This is a genomic window from Streptomyces sp. NPDC055962 (assembly GCF_042270185.1).
Classification (GTDB): Bacteria; Actinomycetota; Actinomycetes; order Streptomycetales; family Streptomycetaceae; genus Streptomyces.
Window position 1 is genome coordinate 88114 of sequence record NZ_JBHJYN010000020.1, and the last position, 17521, is coordinate 105634.

Here is a 17521-nt window from a genome sequence, read left to right on the forward strand (position 1 = left end):
CCGTCGCGCCCGGTCAGCCCGCGTCCGTCAGGCTCTTCAGGAACCTGGCCGCCACCGGCCCCGCGTCGGCGCCGCCGGAACCGCCGTCCTCCAGCATCACGCACCAGGCCAGGTCGCTGCCGCCCTGGTAGCCGATCATCCAGGCGTGGGTGCGCGGCGGCTTCTCCTCGCCGAACTCCGCCGTCCCGGTCTTGGCGTGGGGCTCCCCGGGGATCCCCCTCAGGGCGCTGCCCGCCCCGTACGTCACCGTCGCCCGCATCATGTCGCGCAGGTCGCCGGTGACCGCCGGGTCGAGCCGTGCCGTCGCCTCGTGCTTCTTCTTGACCGCGTCGGGCACCAGGACCGGCTGCTTGAAGGAGCCCTCCTTCACCGTCGCCGCGATCGACGCCATCACCAGGGGTGAGGCCTGGACCCGCGCCTGGCCGATCGTGGACGCCGCGAGGTCGTTGTCCGAGGTGCTCACCGGGACCGATCCGTCGTACGTCGAGTCGCCCACGTCCCAGACGCCGCCGATCCCGAACGCCTCCGCCGCCTCGTGCAGGGCGGAGCCGCCGACCTTCGCGCGGTTCTCCACGAACATGGTGTTGCAGGAGTTCGCGAAGGAGTCCTTGAACGTCGACCCCGCCGGCAGCGTGAACTGCTTCTGGTTCTCGAACCGCTGCCCGTCGACATGTGCGAACTTGGGGCACTTCACGACGTCGCCCGGCTTCATGCCCGCCTTCAGCATCGCCGCCGCCGTCACCACCTTGAACGTCGAACCGGGCGGGTACTGCCCGGCAAGCGCCCGGTTCAGGCCTCCCGCCGGACGGCTGGAGACGGCCAGGACGTTACCGGTGGAGGGCTCCACGGCGATCAGCGCCGCGTTCACCTTCAGCCCCTCCATGGCTTCTGCCGCGGCGCTCTGCACCTCGGGGTCGATGGTGGTCCTGACCGGGGTGCCCGGCTTCGCGGAGCTCTTGGTGAGGGACGCCTCTGCCTGCCCGGACTGCCGGTCGGCGATCACCACCTCACTGGTCGCCGCACCCGCGCCACCCCGTAACTGCTTGTCGTAGCGCGCTTCGAGGCCGAAGGTGCCCTTGCCCTGTTCGTCGACCGAGCCGCGCAGCGAGGCGGCTTGGAGGTCGTCGCCGTTCTTGTCGAGCACCGCAGCCCGCTCGGCCGCCTTCTTCAGCGCGAGGGTCTGCCCGGGCTTCAGACGGGGGTGGATCATCGGCGAGCCGAACTCCACGGTCCACTGCTCGGCCTTCTTGATCAGGGTCGCCTCCGACCCGTAGCTGAACAGCCCGACCGCGGGGATGGTGAACCGCGCGGTGAAGGGGACGGTCACCTCGCCCTTGTCGTTCTTCTTCCCGTCACCCGCCGACAGTTCCGCCTTGGTGGGCTTCAGGTTCGTCATCACCGAGGTCAGCAGGGACTCGGCGTTCTCCGGGGAGTCGGAGAGGGCCGCGGCCTTCGCGGCCTCGCCCGCCGCCCACCCGTCGAGGAACGACTGGAGCCGCTCGGTGGCGGCGACCACCTCGGGGTCCGTCTCCGTGCCGTCCCCGGACCAGGCCCGGTACCCCCACCAGCCCGCGCCCGCCGCCACCACGACGGCCACCGCCACGCCCAGCACCGGTCCTCTGCGTGGTCCGCGACTTCCCGCTCGGTCATGACGTGCCATCTGCTGCAAGGTGGGGTCAGACACTTGGCGCTGTCTCCTCGTCCGCTGCGGATACCTTCCGTGACCGGACCGTCTCCGGCCGTCCCTCCGACACGCTAACCGCTGCTCCCCGGCACCGGGGCCCCACGGAGAGCGGCGGGAGAGTGAGCCGAGAGCGGCCGGCGCCGGACAGCACGACGGGCGGGCCGGCGGCGCCCCACGTCGTCGGGGGGTGCCACCGGCCCGCCGGGCCGTGCGGGTCGGTCCGTCAGACGCGCGGCGTGAAGGTGACCACGTCCCCCGCGCGCTCGCCGCCGGAGAGCTGACCGAAGCGGTCGGTGCGGATGTAGACGCGGTGCAGCCACCGGTCGGCCCCGTCCCACCGCGGTGTGAACGGCGTACGGGCGTGCGTCGTACGGAAGTTGTCGATGATCAGGACGTCACCGGGGACCAGGTACACGGCCTCGGTCACCTCGTCCAGCGCCTTGGACAGGGACTCCACGGCCTCGACGTCCCGGGGGTCCTCGGGGGCCAGCAGCTCCCGGTCGTAGCCGAGCAGCGGGTCGGCCGACTCGCCGTAGAGCGGCTTCACCTCGGCGATCGCGCCCGGGTCCTCGACACCGCCCCGGAAGGCGACGTCGACGCAGCAGGGCACCTTGCGGTCGAAGAGGTGGCTGCGGAAGCCCTCCGGCACCAGCGGCAGCGCCTTGCGGATCGAACCGACCAGGGTCGCGGCTCTGCGTTCGTGGTCGGCGCGGGAGCAGGCGAGCATCACGTAGTTGGGCTGGAGCTGGTGGTACGCCATCTCCGTGTGGAATTCGAGCAGGGTCTCGGAGGTCTCCGAGGACAGGTGGTGCGCTCCCGGCGAGGGGTACACGTCGTGGTAGACGGTGCCGCTGCGCAGCTCCCCGTACCCGGTGTGCAGGCCGAGCCGGCGGCCGACGACGCCGAGCATCGCCTCCATGGTGAGCAGCGGGCGCTCCACCGGCGCGGGGGTGGACTCGGGGGTGCGCGGCAGCCGGTCCTCCGGCTCGACGGGCAGGCCGCGCAGCAGGAGGTATCCGTCCTCGTTGCCGGACGCGTTGAAGGCGTCGAGCGCCTCGGCGATGGACGCCGGGAGGTCGCCGGAGGCCTCCTTGGCCGCCTCCAGGAAGGCCGGGAGGTCCGCGCGCGGCACCGCGGGCAGGCGTGCCGCGAGTTCCAGGAGTTCGTCGCGGAGTTCGGAGCAGTCGATGACGGTCACGCGTCGTTCCTTCCTTTGATGTGAGCGCGGGCGTACTGGTAGAGCAGTTCCGCGCCTATCTCGGTCGCCAGGACGGAGGTGATCCCGGCATGGTCGTAGAGGGGTGAGACCTCCATGACGTCGAAGCCGACCGGCCGCAGCTCGCCCACGCAGCGCAGCAGGGCCAGGACCTCGCGGGAGGACAGCCCGCCGGGCGCGGGGGTGCCGGTGCCCGGGGCGAAGGCGGGGTCGGCGACGTCGACGTCGACCGACACGTAGACGGGGCGGTCGCCGATCAGTTCCTGGATGAGGGCGTGCGTCCCGGCGACACCGGTCTCGACGAACTCGTCGGTGGTGACGACCCGCACCCCCTTGCCGCGGGCGTAGTCCAGCGAGTCCGGCTGGGGGTTGTGGCCCCGGATGCCGATCTGCACCGTGCGCCCGGGGTCGATGAGCCCCTCGTCGATGCCGTGCCGGAAGGGGGTCCCGTGGTGGAACTCGCCCCCGTAGAAGGCGGGGTTGGTGTCGGAGTGGGCGTCGAGATGGACCACGGCGACGGGACCGTGCTGCTCGGCCACGGCGCGCAGGGCGGCCAGGGTGAGCGAGTGGTCGCCGCCGAGCATCAGGAACGCGGCGTTGTCCTGGAGGATCCCGCGCAGATGGCGGTGGGCGGTCTCCATCGCGATGTGCATGTTGAACGGGGTGAGGTCGATGTCCCCGCCGTCCACGCAGTCGATGAGCTCGAACGTGCCGGGCCCCCGGTCGATGCCCACCCCGTGGATCAGACCGGACTCGTTGCGGATGGCGCGCGGGCCGAAGCGGGCCCCGGGCCGGTAGCTGGTGCCGCCGTCGTACGGGGCGCCGATGACGACGACGTCGCGGCCGCTGGGCTGCGGATCGTGCGGGAGGCGCATGAAGGTGGGGATCTGCGCGTAGCGGGGCGAGATCGCGGTGTCGACACGTTCCACGACGTCATCCCTCCTGTCGGTAGGGCCGCGGGCGGCCGGGACGGGGGCTGAGGCGGTTCACTCGCTCTCCTTCAGCCGTGCGGACACCTGGTGCACGGCGTCGGCGGTGCTCACCTCGGCCGGTGGCAGGCCCTCGACGACCACCCGGTCGAAGATCTCCCGCACCACCAGCGACTTGGCCCGGTGGATGTCTGCCTCCGGCACCCCGGCGTCCATGAGGAGGAGGCTGAAGGACGACGTCGTCCCCGACCCCTCGTGCACGCCGAGCTTCGGCCGGGTCACCGTCTCGTGCGGCAGCAGCGCGCTCATCGCCTCGCGCAGGACCCACTTGTCGCGGCCGTGGCGGCGTTTCAGCCCGGCCTCCAGCGGCACCAGCAGGTCCAGCACGTCGCGGTCCCAGTACGGGTGGGTCGACCAGTGGCCCTGGATGCCGGAGAGCACCGGGGTCATCTCGTTGAGCCCGTCGAAGGTGGCCATGTCGTACGCCACGGCCGTGTCGAGCTGGGGCAGCCGGTCCTCGCGGTGCATGCCGGCGAGCGGGATGTCGGCTCCGTAGCCGGTGAGGATGCGGCGGGCGGGCCCGTCGAGTGCCCGGTACAGGGCGGTGAGCGGCAGCAGGTACTCGATGATGTCCGGGTCGACCGACTCGGACGCCCAGATCGCGTACGGGAGCTGGCCGAGCAGGTCCGCCGTGGGGACGGTGATCTCCCGGTGGGCGGAGCCGAGGTGGGTGGCGACCACCCGTGCCTCGGCGAACTCGTCCGAGGTGTCCGTGCCCATGGACAGTGTGTCCAGGGGGCCGTCGGTGTGCGCGGCGGCGAGCGCGGCGACCCCGGAAGAATCGATTCCTCCGGAGAGCACCACCAGCGGGGTGGTGCCGCCCGTGCGGGCCCGTACGGCCCGTTCGAGCGTCTCGCGCACGGCGCCGGTGGCCTCCGCCTCGGGCAGGATCCGCCGGGACACCGGCGGGGTCCAGGTCCGGGAGGGCACCGCGGTGCCCGTACGGACGTCGAGGTCCAGGACCGTGCCGGCCGGGACCTGGTGGACGCCGGGCACCCGGCGGACCCGGCGCGCGTCGGCGACGGGCCGCCCGGACGGCGGGGCCTGGGCCGTCGCCGGGACGAGGGCCTTGATCTCGGTGGCGGCGAGTATCCGGCCGGGCGAAGGAAGGGTGTAGAGCGGGACGGAGCCCGCGTGGTCGGTGGCCAGGAGCACCCGGTCGCCGAGGGCGGCAGCCGCTGCGAAGCGGCCGTTGAGGAGCCGGAACGCGTGCAGGTCGTAGACGCCCAGCAGGGCGAGCAGGACCTGCGCGTCCGTGCGGGCGTCCGTGCCGGCCGGGAGGAGGGTGAGCAGTTCCTCCCGGTTGTAGAGCTCGCCGGCCAGGACGAGCGCCGTGTCCCCGGAGCGGGCCACGGCGTCCCCGGCCGAACCCGTGTGGACGAGTACGGCGTTCAGGGTCTGGGTACGGAGGGCTTCGGCCACGGTTTCGTGGGAGCCACGGGTGGCGAAGACGGGCCGGGGGCCCCGGCCCCCGCCCTGCTGGGCGGAGACCAGGAACCCCGTTGCCGCGGGGAGTGTGTGCGCCATGATCAGATGCTCAGGGCACCGAAGCCGCCGGAGGTGAAGTCGTAGTTCACCGGGACCTCGATCAGGAACGGGCGGCCGAGACCGGCTCCCTTGCGCAGGGCGGCGAGCAGGTCCTCGCGGGTGTCGGCCTTGACGGCCTCGACGCCGTTGGCGCGGGCGAGCTCCGTGAAGTCGACGCCGGTGAACTTGACGGCCGGGTCGTGGGAGCGCTGGTGACCCAGGTTCTGGTAGAGCTCGATGAGCCCGTTGGTGTCGTTGTTGACGACGACCGTCACGATGGGCAGGTTGAGCCGGGCGATGGTCTCCAGGTCGGCGCTGTTGGAGTGGAAGCCGCCGTCGCCCGCGATGAGGAAGGTGGGCTGGCCGGGGCGGGCCATCTGGGCGCCGATCGCGGCGGGGATGCCGTAGCCGAAGCTGGAGCAGCCGGCCGAGGTGAGGAAGCCGAAGGGCTGGTCGGCACGGGCGAAGAGCACCCCGTAGTGCCGGAAGAAGCCGATGTCGGAGACGATCGTGCCCTCGCCGGACTCGGCGGTCTCCTCCATCACGGTGTTCATGGAGTCCATCACCTGGTGGACCCGCATGCCGTCCTCGTACTCGGTGGGGTCGGCCAGGAACTCGGCGACGCGCTCACGCAGCGGAGTGATGTCGTGCGGGGTCTTCTTGGCGACCTCCGCCGTGGCGGCGTCCAGGTGCTCGACGAAGGCCAGCACATCGGTGACGACATCGACGTCCGGGCGGTAGACCCGGGGGATCGGGTTGACGGTCGGGGAGACGCGGACGGTCGTCTTCTCGCCGCCGCGGTCCCACATCGAGGGACGCAGGTCCTCGGCGTAGTCGTACCCGAGGGTCACGATGACGTCGGCCGGGCCGAAGAGGGTCTCCAGGGCCGGGAAGGAGAGGATACCGTCCATGTAGCCGGTGACGGCGCCGTAGTTGAGGTGGTGGCCGTGGGGCAGGACGCCCTTGGCGATGTACGTCGTGATGACCGGCACGTCCAGGCGCTCGGCCAGGGCCCGGATGGCGGGGACGGCGCCGGAGCGGATGGCCGCGGCTCCGACCACGAAGACCGGGTGCTCGGCACCCGCGACCAGGGCGGCGGCCTCGTCGGCGGTGGCCTCCCAGCCTGCCTCGACGGCACCGACCGGCTTGACGGGGGTCCGCGCCTCGGGGTGGGTGACCGAGGCGTCGATGTCGGCGCCGAGCAGGTCGACGGGGAGCGAGATGAAGCTGGGGCCGACGGGCTCGGTCATCGCTGCGGCGACGGCGGAGTCCACCAGGTCGGTGACCTCGTCGGGCCGCTGGAGCTCGACGGCGTACTTCGTCATGGGGCGCATGACGGCGACCGAGTCCAGGCACTGGTGCGTGTCGTTGGGGAAGATGTCGTGCGACTCGGACTGCGCGGACAGCGCGATGACGGGCGAGCGGTCCAGGATCGAGGTCGCCACGCCGGTGGCGAGGTTCGTCATGCCGGGGCCGAGCGTGGCCCAGCAGGCCTGCGGCCGGCCGGTGATGCGGGCCAGCACGTCGGCTGCCACACCTGCGGTGAACTCGTGCCGGGTGAGGACGAAGTCGATCCCCGGTGCCTCGTCGAAGAGGATCGAGGCGGCTTCGCGGCCCACGACACCGAACACGGTCTCCACTCCGTGCTCGTGGAGACGCTTGAGCAGGGCGTGTGCGGCCGTCGGGTTGCCACTGGGCTTGGTCGAAACACGGGACATACGGCGTCGTCTCCAGGATGTCGACGGGGAAGCGGATTGCCGTCACCGTGCCGGTGGGCTCTCTCCACCGCCTCTCCAGCGCCTATCCGACCGCTCTGTAGTGCACTTCGACGGGGTCCGGAGGCAGGTTCGGGGTCGTTCGGGCCATGGGACCGCGTCACGTGTGATAGATGAATAGGCATACGAGTGAGCGCATAATGACATCACAGAGGAAGAAGGCGATCATGACCCGTACGACCACTCAGGAGCCCGCGGGGTTCGTGGTGCACACCGCTCCGGTGGGGCTCTCGGACGACGGGCGGGACGACTTCACCGTGCTGGCCTCGACCGTGCCCACCCAGGTCAGCGGGGTGTTCACCAAGTCGCGCTTCTCCGGCCCGAGCGTGGTGCTCAGCCGGGCCGCGGTGGCCGACGGGATGGCCCGCGGTGTCGTCGTCGTCGCCCGGAACGCCAACGTCGCCACCGGACCGGAAGGGGAGAGCAACGCCCGCGAGGTGCGCGACTCGGTCGCCGCCGCCACCGGGATCTCCACGGACGAGCTGCTGATCGCCTCCACCGGCGTGATCGGCCTCCAGTACCCGATGGAGCAGATCCGGTCGCACATCAAGACGCTCTCCTGGCCCTTCCCCGAGGGCGGCTTCGACCGCGCGGCGCGGGCCATCATGACGACCGACACCCGGCCCAAGGAGGTCAGGGTGCGGTGCGGTGACGCGACGCTCGTCGGTATCGCCAAGGGTGTGGGGATGCTGGAGCCCGACATGGCGACCCTGCTGACCTTCTTCGCCACCGACGCCCGGCTGCCCCGGGACACGCAGGACCGGATCTTCCGCAGCGTCATGGACCGGACGTTCAACGCCGTGTCCATCGACACCGACACCTCGACCAGCGACACGGCGGTCCTCTTCGCCAACGGGCTGGCCGGCGACGTGGATCCGGCGGAGTTCGAGGAGGCGCTGCACGAGGTGGCGCTGGCCCTGGTCAAGAACATCGCCTCCGACGGCGAGGGCGCCAGCAAGCTCATCGAGGTGCGGGTCACCGGCGCCCGGGACACGGCGCAGGCCAAGCGAGTCGGGAAGACCGTGGTCAACTCGCCGCTGGTCAAGACCGCCGTGCACGGCAGCGACCCCAACTGGGGCCGGGTGAACATGGCCATCGGCAAGTGCACCGACGACACCGACATCCTCCCCGAGAACGTCACCGTCCGGTTCGGCGGGACCCAGGTCTATCCGCAGAGCTCCGACGGCCCCGGCGACACCGAGCTGCGGGCGACGGTTGCCGAGCACATGCGCGGCAGCGAGGTCCTGATCGGCATCGGACTGGGCATCGGTGAGGGGGAGTTCACCGTCTACGGCTGTGACCTGACGGAGGGTTACGTCCGCCTGAACTCCGAGTACACCACCTGATCCGCCACGCCCCGGCCCGCCGCTGACTCAAATGTGCCGCCTCGCCACCTCCACTCCGTAGGGTGACGTGTGATCAGCACAATGTGAACGAGGTGGCGCATGGGTCAGTCGCGAAGGTCGGTCCTCCAGGGCGCGTTGGGCGCGGGGGCGGCGGGGCTGCTGGTCGGCGGCGCCGCCCCGCTGCCGGCCGCGCGCCCCCGCAGCCTGCCCAGAGGCACCTCGCTCGGTCTGCGCTGGCTGGGCGTGGCCGGCTGGGAGCTGTTCTTCGCAGGCCGCAGTGTGCTCTTCGACCCCTATCTGAGCCGGATGCCGTACGCGGACGGGAGTGGCGCCCTCGACCCGGCCCTGCCGCTGCGCCTGGACCCGGAGGCGGTTGAGCACGTTGCGGAGGAGGCGCTGACCGGGGCGCCCGAGCTGATCCTGATCAGCCACGGACACTTCGACCATCTCGCCGATGTGCCGCAACTGCTGGCGAGGCCGGCCTGGGGCGGCCGGCGCGTCCGGACGCTCTGCGACACGACCTCACGTCACCTGCTGGCCGCGATGGGCACCCCTGCGCACCGCATGGCGGACGTGGTGGCGGTGAACGGGGGTGACCACCTCCAGTTCGAGGGCTACAGCGTGGAGGTGTTCCGCAGTCTGCACAGCAGGCAGGAGGACTACTCGTCCTTCGCCGCCGGGACGCGGGACGAGATTCCCTCGCGGCCCCGGACCCTGGGTGACCTCGTCGAGGGGCAGACGCTGGCCTTCCAGGTCTCGGTCGACGGCGGCCCGTCCGTCCTGCTGACCGGTACGAGCAACGTCGCGGAGCGGGAGCTCGCGGGTGCGCGGCCCGATGTGGCGGTGATCGGGATGAGCGGCCACGCCGCCGTCCACGGCTACCCGGACCGGCTGCTGGGTGCGCTGGGTTCGCCGTCCGTACTGCTGCCCTGCCACCACGACGACATGGTGACCCCGCTGGGCGACTCGGGAGTCTTCCGTACCGCGTCCTCCGACGCGGTGACGGCGCTGGAGCGGGCGGCCGGGCGGAGTTCGCCGGACGGCGGTGCCCGCGTGCTGGCGCCCCGGCATCTGGAGCTGCTCGACCTCGCGTGACCCCCGGCGGCCCTGGCCGCCGGGGCCCGGGGCCGTATCCGGTTCACCCTCAAAGGGCGGCGGAGTCTGCACAGTTCAGAGTGGTAACGCCGCCCCGCCCCTGGTGGGAAGGGTGACCGGCGTCACTGGTCGGCCTCGCACCCCGTGACGAGCGGCCTCCGTGGAGTAGGGTTTGCGCCATCACTGGACTAGACCACTGAAGTGGCGGTTCTCAGTCCGGAACGGTGCGCTGGGTAACCTCGATCTCCATGCGAGGGGCCCATTTTCTTCACGGCGGACGCACATCTTCCGCAGGGGCTTGACGTACCGGGGGTCGTGCCGCGCCGCGCCCCGGAGGCGTCGGACGCCGGTGACTACTCCCCGCCATACACGATCTTGCAGGCCAGGGCCCCTGGCTCCCGAGCGTTATCCCCGGGTTTCCCCCAGGCGCTTTTTCGCTCCCGTCGGCACGACAGTTTTCAGCCGCACCCATCCGGGCGTCGTTGACGGGGCATGGATGGCTGATTACTGTCCCGAATCGATAGGACAGGGCCCCGCTACGCGCGTAGTGGCCGAAACCATGACCGCTGCTTTCGCTTCATTGACCAGAGCATTCAAACCATTGCGTGCGAAAACTCAGCAGTTCATGGCGGGGGAAGTCAGCCATGAACAGGCAGAACGGGAGAATCCCTATGGTCAGCGTGCACATTCGCATATTGGGTCCGGTCTCCATGTATTACCGGAACGAGGCGGTGCCGCTCGCCGGACAGCGGCAGCTCCGGGTCATCGCCGCCCTCGCACTTGTGTCGGGGAGAGCTGTCAGTACACCCGAACTCATCGGCCATCTATGGGGTGAGAATCCGCCCAGGACCGCCCCGGGCCAGCTTCAGACGAGTGTGTGGATGATCCGCCGCTCGCTGGCCGCGGCCGGCGTCCCGCAGGAAACCGTCCTGTCGACGGCTTCCGGTTACCAGCTGGACCCCGCCCACTGCGAGATCGACAGCGATATCTTCCGGTACAGCGTGGCGGCGGCGAAGAAGCTGGTCCGTGCAGGGCTCAAGGAGGAGGCGCTGGAGCGGATCAAGGACGCCCTCGCCCTCTGGAGGGGACCTGCCCTTGCCACGATTTCGAGCAGCGCATTGCAGACCCGGGCGGCACGGCTGGAAGAGGAGCGCGTCGCCGCCCTGCAACAGCGCATTTGCCTGGAAATAACGCTGGGCGAATACGAGGAGGCCATCGGGGAGCTGACCGACCTCATCGTCCTTCACCCGCTCAGGGAGGAGCTGTACGCACATTTGATGCAGGCGCTCTATCTCTCCGGCCGCCAGGCCGACGCGCTCGCCGTGTTCCGAAGGGCCCGCAACACGCTGACCGATGAGCTGGGGATCGACCCCGGCCCCAGGCTGACCACTCTGGAGCGGGCGATCCTCCGTCAGGACGCCGACATGCTGGCAGCCGTGCCGGGCATGGCCCGGCGCTGACCCCGTCCCCTCACACGCCCGACGCGCTCCCCGGCTGCCGTGCCCGGGAGCGCGTCGGTGTGTCAGGAGGCGAGTCCCGTCCACAGGACGGCCGCGGCGCCGCCCAGCACGATCACCTGGACCGCCGTGGCCGCCCAGGCCCGCACCGCGGCGGCGATGCCGCCGGAGGCCAGCAGGACGGCCAGGCAGACCAGCGCGGCCCGTGAAGCCTCACGGCCCGCCGCGGCCCGGTCCGGGCTGCCCGTCAGACCTCCCGAGACGAGCACTCCGAAGAGCAGGGCCGCCAGCAGGACGACGTCCATCAGGAGCAGCAGCGCGGCCGCCCCGAGATCACCGCGGCGGGAGACCCGTCGCATCGCTCACCTCTTCCGGTGGCCCTCCCCTCCCCTCCCCGAGGAGGGGAGGGGAGGGCCTGTCGGTCGTCCGGGTCAGAGACCCATGCCCTGCATCGTCCGTTCCAGGGAGTCCGCGTACAGCCGGGCTCCTCCGACCTTCGGGTGGAAGGACTGCGCCGAGGCGCCGAGCTGCAGGATCGGCCAGTCGATCTGGGGCTCGTCGCTCTCGACGAGGTCCAGGACGATGCCGTTGACCTGCTCGGGGTCACCGCAGACGGCCTTGCCCGCGAAGTTCTGGGCGGGGTTGGAGTACCAGGCCTTGGCTCCCGCGGCCTTGGCGTCGTTGACCGCGCCCTGCATCTCGGTGGCGAGGGTGCTGGCCATGCTGTTCAGCCAGGGAGCCTCCTCGGTGCCGATCCCGGGAATGCACTGCCCCGACCTCTCCAGCAGCGGGGGGTATCCCATCAGAACGATCTTGGCGTTGGGTGCCTTCGCCTGGATCTTCTTCAGTGCTGTGGTGATGGCGGGCCGCACCCGCTCCTTCGCCAGCCGCTCGGCCGCGACTCCGACGGTGAGACCTTGGTAGGCCGCGTCGTCCGTATGGGCGTCGTCGTCGTCGAACGTCTGGTTCTGGCACAGCGTCGGCCAGCCGATGCCGCCGAAGATGCACTTCTGGATGATGTAGGCGAACCGGGCGTCGTTACCGCCGATGGACAGGGTCACCAGTGTGGTGTTCTGGTCGAGGTACCCCTTGGAGAGCTGCGGCAGCTCCCCGTTCTCGCCTACGTCGGCGATGTTGTACGTCCGAGCGCCGGAGCAGGCGATCAGGTGGTAGTCCATGGCCGCGGACCGGCTGTCGTCCATCGAGCCCACGGACGCAGAGCGTCCCGGGATCGTGGCCTGGCGGGACCACGCCTTGGTCGAGCGGTGGCAGGCGTTGCGGGTCGACGGGTTGCTGGTGTCCCGGTAGTTGGTCTCCTTGTAGTAGTCGACGCCGCCGGCGGCCGAGGCGCCCTCACCCGAGGAGTAGGAGTCGCCCATGGCGACGACCACGTCCTTGGGCTTGGCCGACAGCGGCTGGAAGCCCGCCGCGTCCCAGGCGACGTCCTCGGACCCGCTGCCGTCGGCCGCATGCGTGGAGAGTGCGATCTTCGGGGTGGAGGTGAACTGGAACACCCCGAGGGAGACCCACTTGTTCTCCCCGACGCGCTGCGGCGTCACGCGTACCGGGCTGGTGCTGTTGGTCCCCGAGACGGTGTACGAGGCCTGCCGGGTGTGGGCGCCGTGGTCGGGGAGGTGCACCCAGACCCGGGCCCAGCCGGTCATGCCGTTGGTGAGGGTCCAGGTGCCGGTGGTCTTCATCCGGGCGCCCTCGGCGGTCGCCTGATTCCTGGTGTGCGAGAACCAGAAGTGGTTGCCGTACCCGGCCCCGATCTGATGGGTGTCGATCTTGCCCGGATAGTTGGCCCCGTCGGCGGTGAAGGTGAAGCCGAAGGTGCCGGGTGAGGTCGTCGCTCCGCAACTACGTCCCGACGAGCCGGTCGGTGTGACACCGGAGGCCACGTCGTCGATCACGTACGTGCCGGAGGGCAGGCCGCTGGAGCACCGGGGCGGGTAGGCGTTGCCGTCCGGCTGCTCCGGATAGGTGGCGTCGAAGCGGTGCAGGGCGTATCCGCAGGCGCCGCCCGCACAGCTCTTCCAGCTGGTCTTCTTGTTCCACCAGCAGTGCAGGAAGAACTCGTCGGCCGGGTTGTTGAGCTGGCACGCGCCGTTGGTGTCGGTGTCACCCTCCTTGATCTTGCTCGGGTCGCAGTTGTTGGAGCTGTCGCAGAACTGCCCGACCGGCGGCTTGGCCCGCGTCCGCTGGTCCGTGGCCGTCCACCAGGCGGCGCGGTAGCCGGGCTGGAAGTCGCCGGGGGCGAACATCGCGGAGATGGGGCGGGCGGCCCAGCCGATCACCTTCTCCTGGTAGGGCCAGTCCTGCGGGTGCGCGGCGTGCGAGTAGTCGTCGCTGCCGGCGGCACTCTCCAGGAAGGGGGTGCGGTTGGCCTTCCACAGCGCGTTGGCCGGGTTGTTGGTGTAGCCGACACCCCAGTGGCCGCCGTGCGATCCGGCGCTGGACTGCGGGTAGAAGCCGGAGTTGTACGCCCAGAGGGCGAAGAACCAGTTCTCGATGTACCCGGGTCCGCCGTCGTTGACGGTCATCCCGGCGCTGTACGTCTGGTTCCACTTGTCCACGAGGATGTTGACGCCCGCCGCGATGTTGGCGGTGTAGTCGAGGGCGACGGCTTCCTGCTTCTGCACGGAGAGCGCGGTCTCGCCGGGCTTCTCGTGCCCGGCCTTGCGCATGCCGTCGGTCACCTGGACGATGCCGTAACCGCAGTCGGCGGAGGCCCAGTTGATGGCCCACGGGTCCGGGGTCTGGCCGTCGGAGCCGTGGCTGATGCCATAGTAGTTGCCGATCAGCGTGTTCGCGGTGACACCCGGGACGGCGAAGCGCGTGGCCTGCCACATGTTGGATTCCTGGGCCGTGACGCCCAGCATCACCTGTGCGGGGATGTGGTACTCGTCGGCGGCGTCAGGCACCCCGTTGGGGTCGCCCGCCATGGTCTTCAGGGGGAAGAGGGACTGCGGCTGGTAGGCCGACATCCCGGTGTTCTTCCAGTTGGCGGCGCGGGAGACGTGCGCGTTGAGCTTCCCGACCACGGCCTGGTCCACGGCCCACTCGACCTGGCGCGGGGTGGGCTGGAAGGCCTGCTTCTTGACGTCACCGCGCGGGACCGAGCAGTAGCGCTCGTCCTCGACCGGGTTGGTCGGGGAGGCGGCGGCGAGCTTCGGAGCCGCGGCCCCGGTGCCACGGGTGAGCGCGGGGGAGGTGGCGAGCCCGGCCGCGGTCTTCGCGGTCGAGCCGACCGTCGTGCCGGGCTGGGAGTCCAGGGTGACGGTGCGTCCGGTGTCCAGGACCTTCACCTCGGTCCGGGCGGTCCGTGCCGAGGCGGCCTCCTGCGGGGAGATCCGGGAGTCCTTGCCGTCGGCCCACGCAGTGGTGACCGCGGCCTCGCCCTTCGTGGACAGGACGGCGTCCTTGGCCACTCCCGCGGGCATGCGCACGGACGCGGGCAGGGTGCCTGCGGCCTTGGCCTCGCCGGTGACGTACACCGTGCCGGTGCGGGCCGAGCGGGCCAGGTCGAAGTCGGTGAGGGCGCCGGTGGCCAGGCGCCGGGTGGTGCCGGTGGCCTTGGCGGCGCCGAAGAGCGCGGCCGGCGCGCGCCGGACCTCGGCCCGCTCGTCGGCGGACTTCGCGGCTCCGGCGGTGGTGCCCGGCCGGTCGATGTAGACGACGGATCCGTCCGAGGCGGCCGTGAGCTGGAAGGGGACGGCGCTCGTGCGGGCGGCCACGCGCACGCTGCCGGAGGAGGCGACCTGGACCAGGCGCGAGCCTTGCGCGGCGGCGTAGCCGTCGTCACCGAGGGGGACGGCGGAGGTGACCTGGCCGGGCAGCTTCAGCGGCTTCGCCGTCTTGCCGGTCGCGGTGTCGACACCGATGAGGCGGGTCTCGTTCCGTTCCGACTCGTCGTCGGAGAACTGCGAGAAGACCGCCTTCTCCGTGGTGCCGCAGCCGGGGGAGAAGTAGCTCAGGCTGGACTGGACGGGGAGCTTGGTGACCGCACCGGTCGTCAGGTCGACGACGGCGGTGAAGGCCCCGCGGGTCAGCAGCGCCGGCTTGTTGGTGAAGGTCCGGGGCGCGTAGGTGACGGCGGCGCGCTTGCCGGACGCGGTGAGGCAGGCGTTGCCGATCCAGGTGTCGGTGTCGAACCCGGGCTCGGACAGGGTGGCCGCGGTCTTCCAGCGGTACCCGTCCTCGGCGGCGGCGACCATGACGTGGAAACCGGTGGCGTCGCCCGAGGTGGTCCAGGCCAGGTCGTCGGAGGTGCGGTAGCCGGAGCCGAGGACCTTCGCGCGGTCAGCGGCCGGTACGGCTTCGGGGAGCTCGGCGGGGCCGGGCTTCGCGGCGTCCGCCGCGTCCTTCTGGGACCACCCCTGGGCGGCGCCCGGGGGAGGGGTGGGGGTCTTGGCCATCGACACCGCCGGGTAGCCCGCCAGAAGAGCGGTGGCGGCGACGGTTATGACAGGTATATGCCAAATCCTTCTTCGTGGCATGGTCTTCTCGCCTCTCGTACGGACGCCCGTGTCGCGCGTGGGGGGAAGCGGGCGTCCGCTTCGCGCGTGGGGGGACGCGAGCCAATCAGCCGGGACTCTCCCCCTCCTCTCACCCCCCTCTCCCGCTATACCGACCCGCAGTCGGCTATGCGCCCGGGCGCCGCACCCCACCCCAGGGCCCCCGCATCCCCGCAGAATGGCGCGGAAATCACCGCGAGAAGGGCTGGGACATGGAGACCGAACAGCCGGGCACCACCGGCTTCGACGCCGCCGTCGACGGCGTGGTCGCCCCGACCGACGCGCTGGGCGGGACTCTCCGCCTCGTACGCACCGACGACTTCGACTCGCTCGACCCGGGCAACACGTACTACGCCTACACCTGGAACTTCTTGCGCCTGATCGGCCGGACGCTGGTCACCTTCGACACCGCGCCCGGCAAGGCCGGCCAGCGGCTCGTCCCGGACCTCGCCGAGTCGCTCGGTGAGTCCTCGGACGGCGGACGGACCTGGACCTACCGGCTGCGCCCGGGACTCCTCTACGAGGACGGCACCCCCGTCGTCGCCGCGGACGTCAAGTACGCGATCGCCAGGAGCAACTACGGCACCGACGTGCTCGGCGTCGGCCCCACCTACTTCCGCCACCTGCTGGGCACGGAGTACGGCGGTCCCTGGCGCGAGCCGGAGGTGGACGGCCCGGTCACCGTGGAGACCCCCGACGACCGCACCCTGATCCTGAGGCTGACCGAGCCCTTCGCCGGCATGGACCTGCTGGCCACCATGCCGAGCACCACCCCGGTCCCCAGGGACCGGGACACCGGTATCGGCTACCGGCTCGGCCCGGTGGCGACCGGTCCCTACCGTGTCGACTCCTACGAACGCGGCAAGCTCGTCGTCCTGGAGCGCAACCCGCACTGGGACCCGGAGACCGACCCCGTACGCCGCCAGCGGGCCGAGCGGATCGAGGTGCACCTGGGCAAGGACCCGCACGAGGTGGACCTGATGCTGCTCAACGGCGATGCCCACATCGACCTCGCGGGCTTCGGGGTGCAGCCCGCGGCCCAGGAACGCATCCTGGCCGATCCCGAGCTGCGGGCCAACGCCGACAACCCGTTGACCGGATTCACCTGGATCTACTGCCTGTCGAGCCGGATCACCCCGTTCGACAACGTCCACTGCCGCCGCGCGGTGCAGTTCGCCACGGACAAGGCGGCCATGCAGGCGGCGTACGGAGGCCCCGTCGGCGGCGACATCGCCACCACCATCCTCCCGCCGACCATCGACGGCTACCAGCCCTTCGACCGCTACCCGGTCGGCCCGGACGCGACCGGTGACCTGGAGGCGGCGCGCGCCGAACTGGCCCTGGCCGGCATGCCGGACGGGTTCCGCACGAAGATCGCCGCCCGCAAGGACCGCCTCAAGGAGTACCGGGCGGCCGAGGCGCTGGCGGCCGGGCTGGCCCGCGTCGGCATCGAGGCCGAGGTGCTGGACTTCCCGTCCGGCGACTACTTCGACCGCTACGGCGGCAGCCCTTCGTACCTGCGTGAGCACGGCATCGGGATCATCATGTTCGGGTGGGGGGCCGACTTCCCCGACGGCTACGGCTTCTTCCAGCAGATCGTCGACGGGCGCGCCATCAAGGAGCGCGGCAACCAGAACATGGGTGAACTGGACGACCCGGAGATCAACGGCCTGCTCGACCAGGGGGCCGTCAGCGGCGACCTGGCGGAGCGCGCGGCCATCTGGCACCGCATCGACCGGCTGACCATGGACCACGCCGTGATCGTGCCGTACCTCTACCCGCGCTCGCTGCTCTACCGTCACCCGGACGCCCGCAACGTGTTCGTCACGGGGTCCTTCGGGATGTACGACTACGTGGCGCTGGGCGCTCGCTGACGCACGACGGCGGGGCAGCCGGCGGACCCGTCCGCCGGCTG

11 protein-coding genes are annotated in these 17521 nt (G+C 71.0%); 4 read left to right on the plus strand and 7 right to left on the minus strand.

Annotated elements, in window-relative coordinates; genetic code table 11:
- Window positions 1–13 precede the first annotated feature (13 nt).
- The 5 genes from ACFC51_RS34340 to ACFC51_RS34360 form a co-directional block, all read right to left on the minus strand.
- Window positions 14–1603, minus strand: coding sequence for a penicillin-binding transpeptidase domain-containing protein (locus ACFC51_RS34340; protein ID WP_376370626.1), 1590 nt, complete (start codon window positions 1601–1603; stop codon window positions 14–16).
- Window positions 1604–1907: 304 nt separating this feature from the next.
- A complete protein-coding gene (gene cs1, locus ACFC51_RS34345; protein WP_376370624.1) occupies window positions 1908–2882 on the minus strand; it encodes a clavaminate synthase Cs1 in 975 nt (324 codons plus the stop codon).
- Window positions 2879–3829: an agmatinase gene (speB, locus tag ACFC51_RS34350; RefSeq protein ID WP_329236089.1), complete on the minus strand. Its 951-nt coding sequence runs from the start codon at window positions 3827–3829 to the stop codon at window positions 2879–2881. The genes cs1 and speB overlap by 4 nt, the downstream gene beginning before the upstream one ends.
- Before the next feature lie 57 nt (window positions 3830–3886).
- Window positions 3887–5419: an asparagine synthase-related protein gene (locus ACFC51_RS34355; protein WP_376370689.1), complete on the minus strand. Its 1533-nt coding sequence runs from the start codon at window positions 5417–5419 to the stop codon at window positions 3887–3889.
- Window positions 5419–7134 carry a thiamine pyrophosphate-binding protein gene (locus tag ACFC51_RS34360; protein ID WP_376532663.1) on the minus strand — a complete coding sequence of 572 codons (1716 nt, stop codon included), beginning with the start codon at window positions 7132–7134 and terminating at the stop codon, window positions 5419–5421. Before ACFC51_RS34360 ends, ACFC51_RS34355 begins: the two co-directional genes overlap by 1 nt.
- Window positions 7135–7358: 224 nt before the next feature.
- On the opposite strand from ACFC51_RS34360, the gene argJ reads away from it, so the two are divergent.
- The 3 genes from argJ to ACFC51_RS34375 all read left to right on the plus strand — a co-directional run bounded on the left by argJ (window position 7359) and on the right by ACFC51_RS34375 (window position 11092).
- Window positions 7359–8537: a bifunctional glutamate N-acetyltransferase/amino-acid acetyltransferase ArgJ gene (gene argJ / locus ACFC51_RS34365; RefSeq protein ID WP_376532675.1), complete on the plus strand. Its 1179-nt coding sequence runs from the start codon at window positions 7359–7361 to the stop codon at window positions 8535–8537.
- Between the two features lie 99 nt (window positions 8538–8636).
- Window positions 8637–9632, plus strand: coding sequence for an MBL fold metallo-hydrolase (locus tag ACFC51_RS34370; protein WP_376532665.1), 996 nt, complete (start codon window positions 8637–8639; stop codon window positions 9630–9632).
- A gap of 644 nt (window positions 9633–10276) precedes the next feature.
- The gene (locus tag ACFC51_RS34375) at window positions 10277–11092 is read left to right on the plus strand and encodes a BTAD domain-containing putative transcriptional regulator (RefSeq protein WP_376370617.1); all 816 of its coding nucleotides are present in this window, start codon (window positions 10277–10279) and stop codon (window positions 11090–11092) included.
- A 62-nt stretch (window positions 11093–11154) separates the two neighbouring features.
- Here the strand turns inward: ACFC51_RS34375 and ACFC51_RS34380 are convergent, their stop codons facing one another.
- Both ACFC51_RS34380 and ACFC51_RS34385 read right to left on the minus strand, forming a co-directional pair.
- Window positions 11155–11448, minus strand: coding sequence for a transporter (locus tag ACFC51_RS34380; protein WP_376370616.1), 294 nt, complete (start codon window positions 11446–11448; stop codon window positions 11155–11157).
- A 72-nt stretch (window positions 11449–11520) separates the two neighbouring features.
- On the minus strand, window positions 11521–15507 hold the full coding sequence (locus ACFC51_RS34385) for a NocE (protein WP_376532667.1): 3987 nt from the start codon (window positions 15505–15507) through the stop codon (window positions 11521–11523).
- A gap of 311 nt (window positions 15508–15818) precedes the next feature.
- Here ACFC51_RS34385 and ACFC51_RS34390 point away from each other — a divergent pair, with 311 nt between their 5' ends.
- Window positions 15819–17480 (plus strand): ABC transporter substrate-binding protein, encoded by a 1662-nt coding sequence (locus ACFC51_RS34390; protein WP_376370613.1) that lies wholly within the window; start codon window positions 15819–15821, stop codon window positions 17478–17480.
- Window positions 17481–17521 lie beyond the last annotated feature (41 nt).

Bases quoted from the DNA above. Each gene is read 5' to 3' on its own strand.
- ACFC51_RS34360 (WP_376532663.1), bottom strand. From the start codon at position 7,134: ATGTCCCGTGTTTCGACCAAGCCCAGTGGCAACCCGACGGCCGCACAC.
- argJ (WP_376532675.1), top strand. From the start codon at position 7,359: ATGACCCGTACGACCACTCAGGAGCCCGCGGGGTTCGTGGTGCACACC.
- ACFC51_RS34370 (WP_376532665.1), top strand. From the start codon at position 8,637: ATGGGTCAGTCGCGAAGGTCGGTCCTCCAGGGCGCGTTGGGCGCGGGG.
- ACFC51_RS34375 (WP_376370617.1), top strand. From the start codon at position 10,277: ATGAACAGGCAGAACGGGAGAATCCCTATGGTCAGCGTGCACATTCGC.
- ACFC51_RS34380 (WP_376370616.1), bottom strand. From the start codon at position 11,448: ATGCGACGGGTCTCCCGCCGCGGTGATCTCGGGGCGGCCGCGCTGCTG.
- ACFC51_RS34385 (WP_376532667.1), bottom strand. From the start codon at position 15,507: ATGGCCAAGACCCCCACCCCTCCCCCGGGCGCCGCCCAGGGGTGGTCC.
- ACFC51_RS34390 (WP_376370613.1), top strand. From the start codon at position 15,819: ATGGAGACCGAACAGCCGGGCACCACCGGCTTCGACGCCGCCGTCGAC.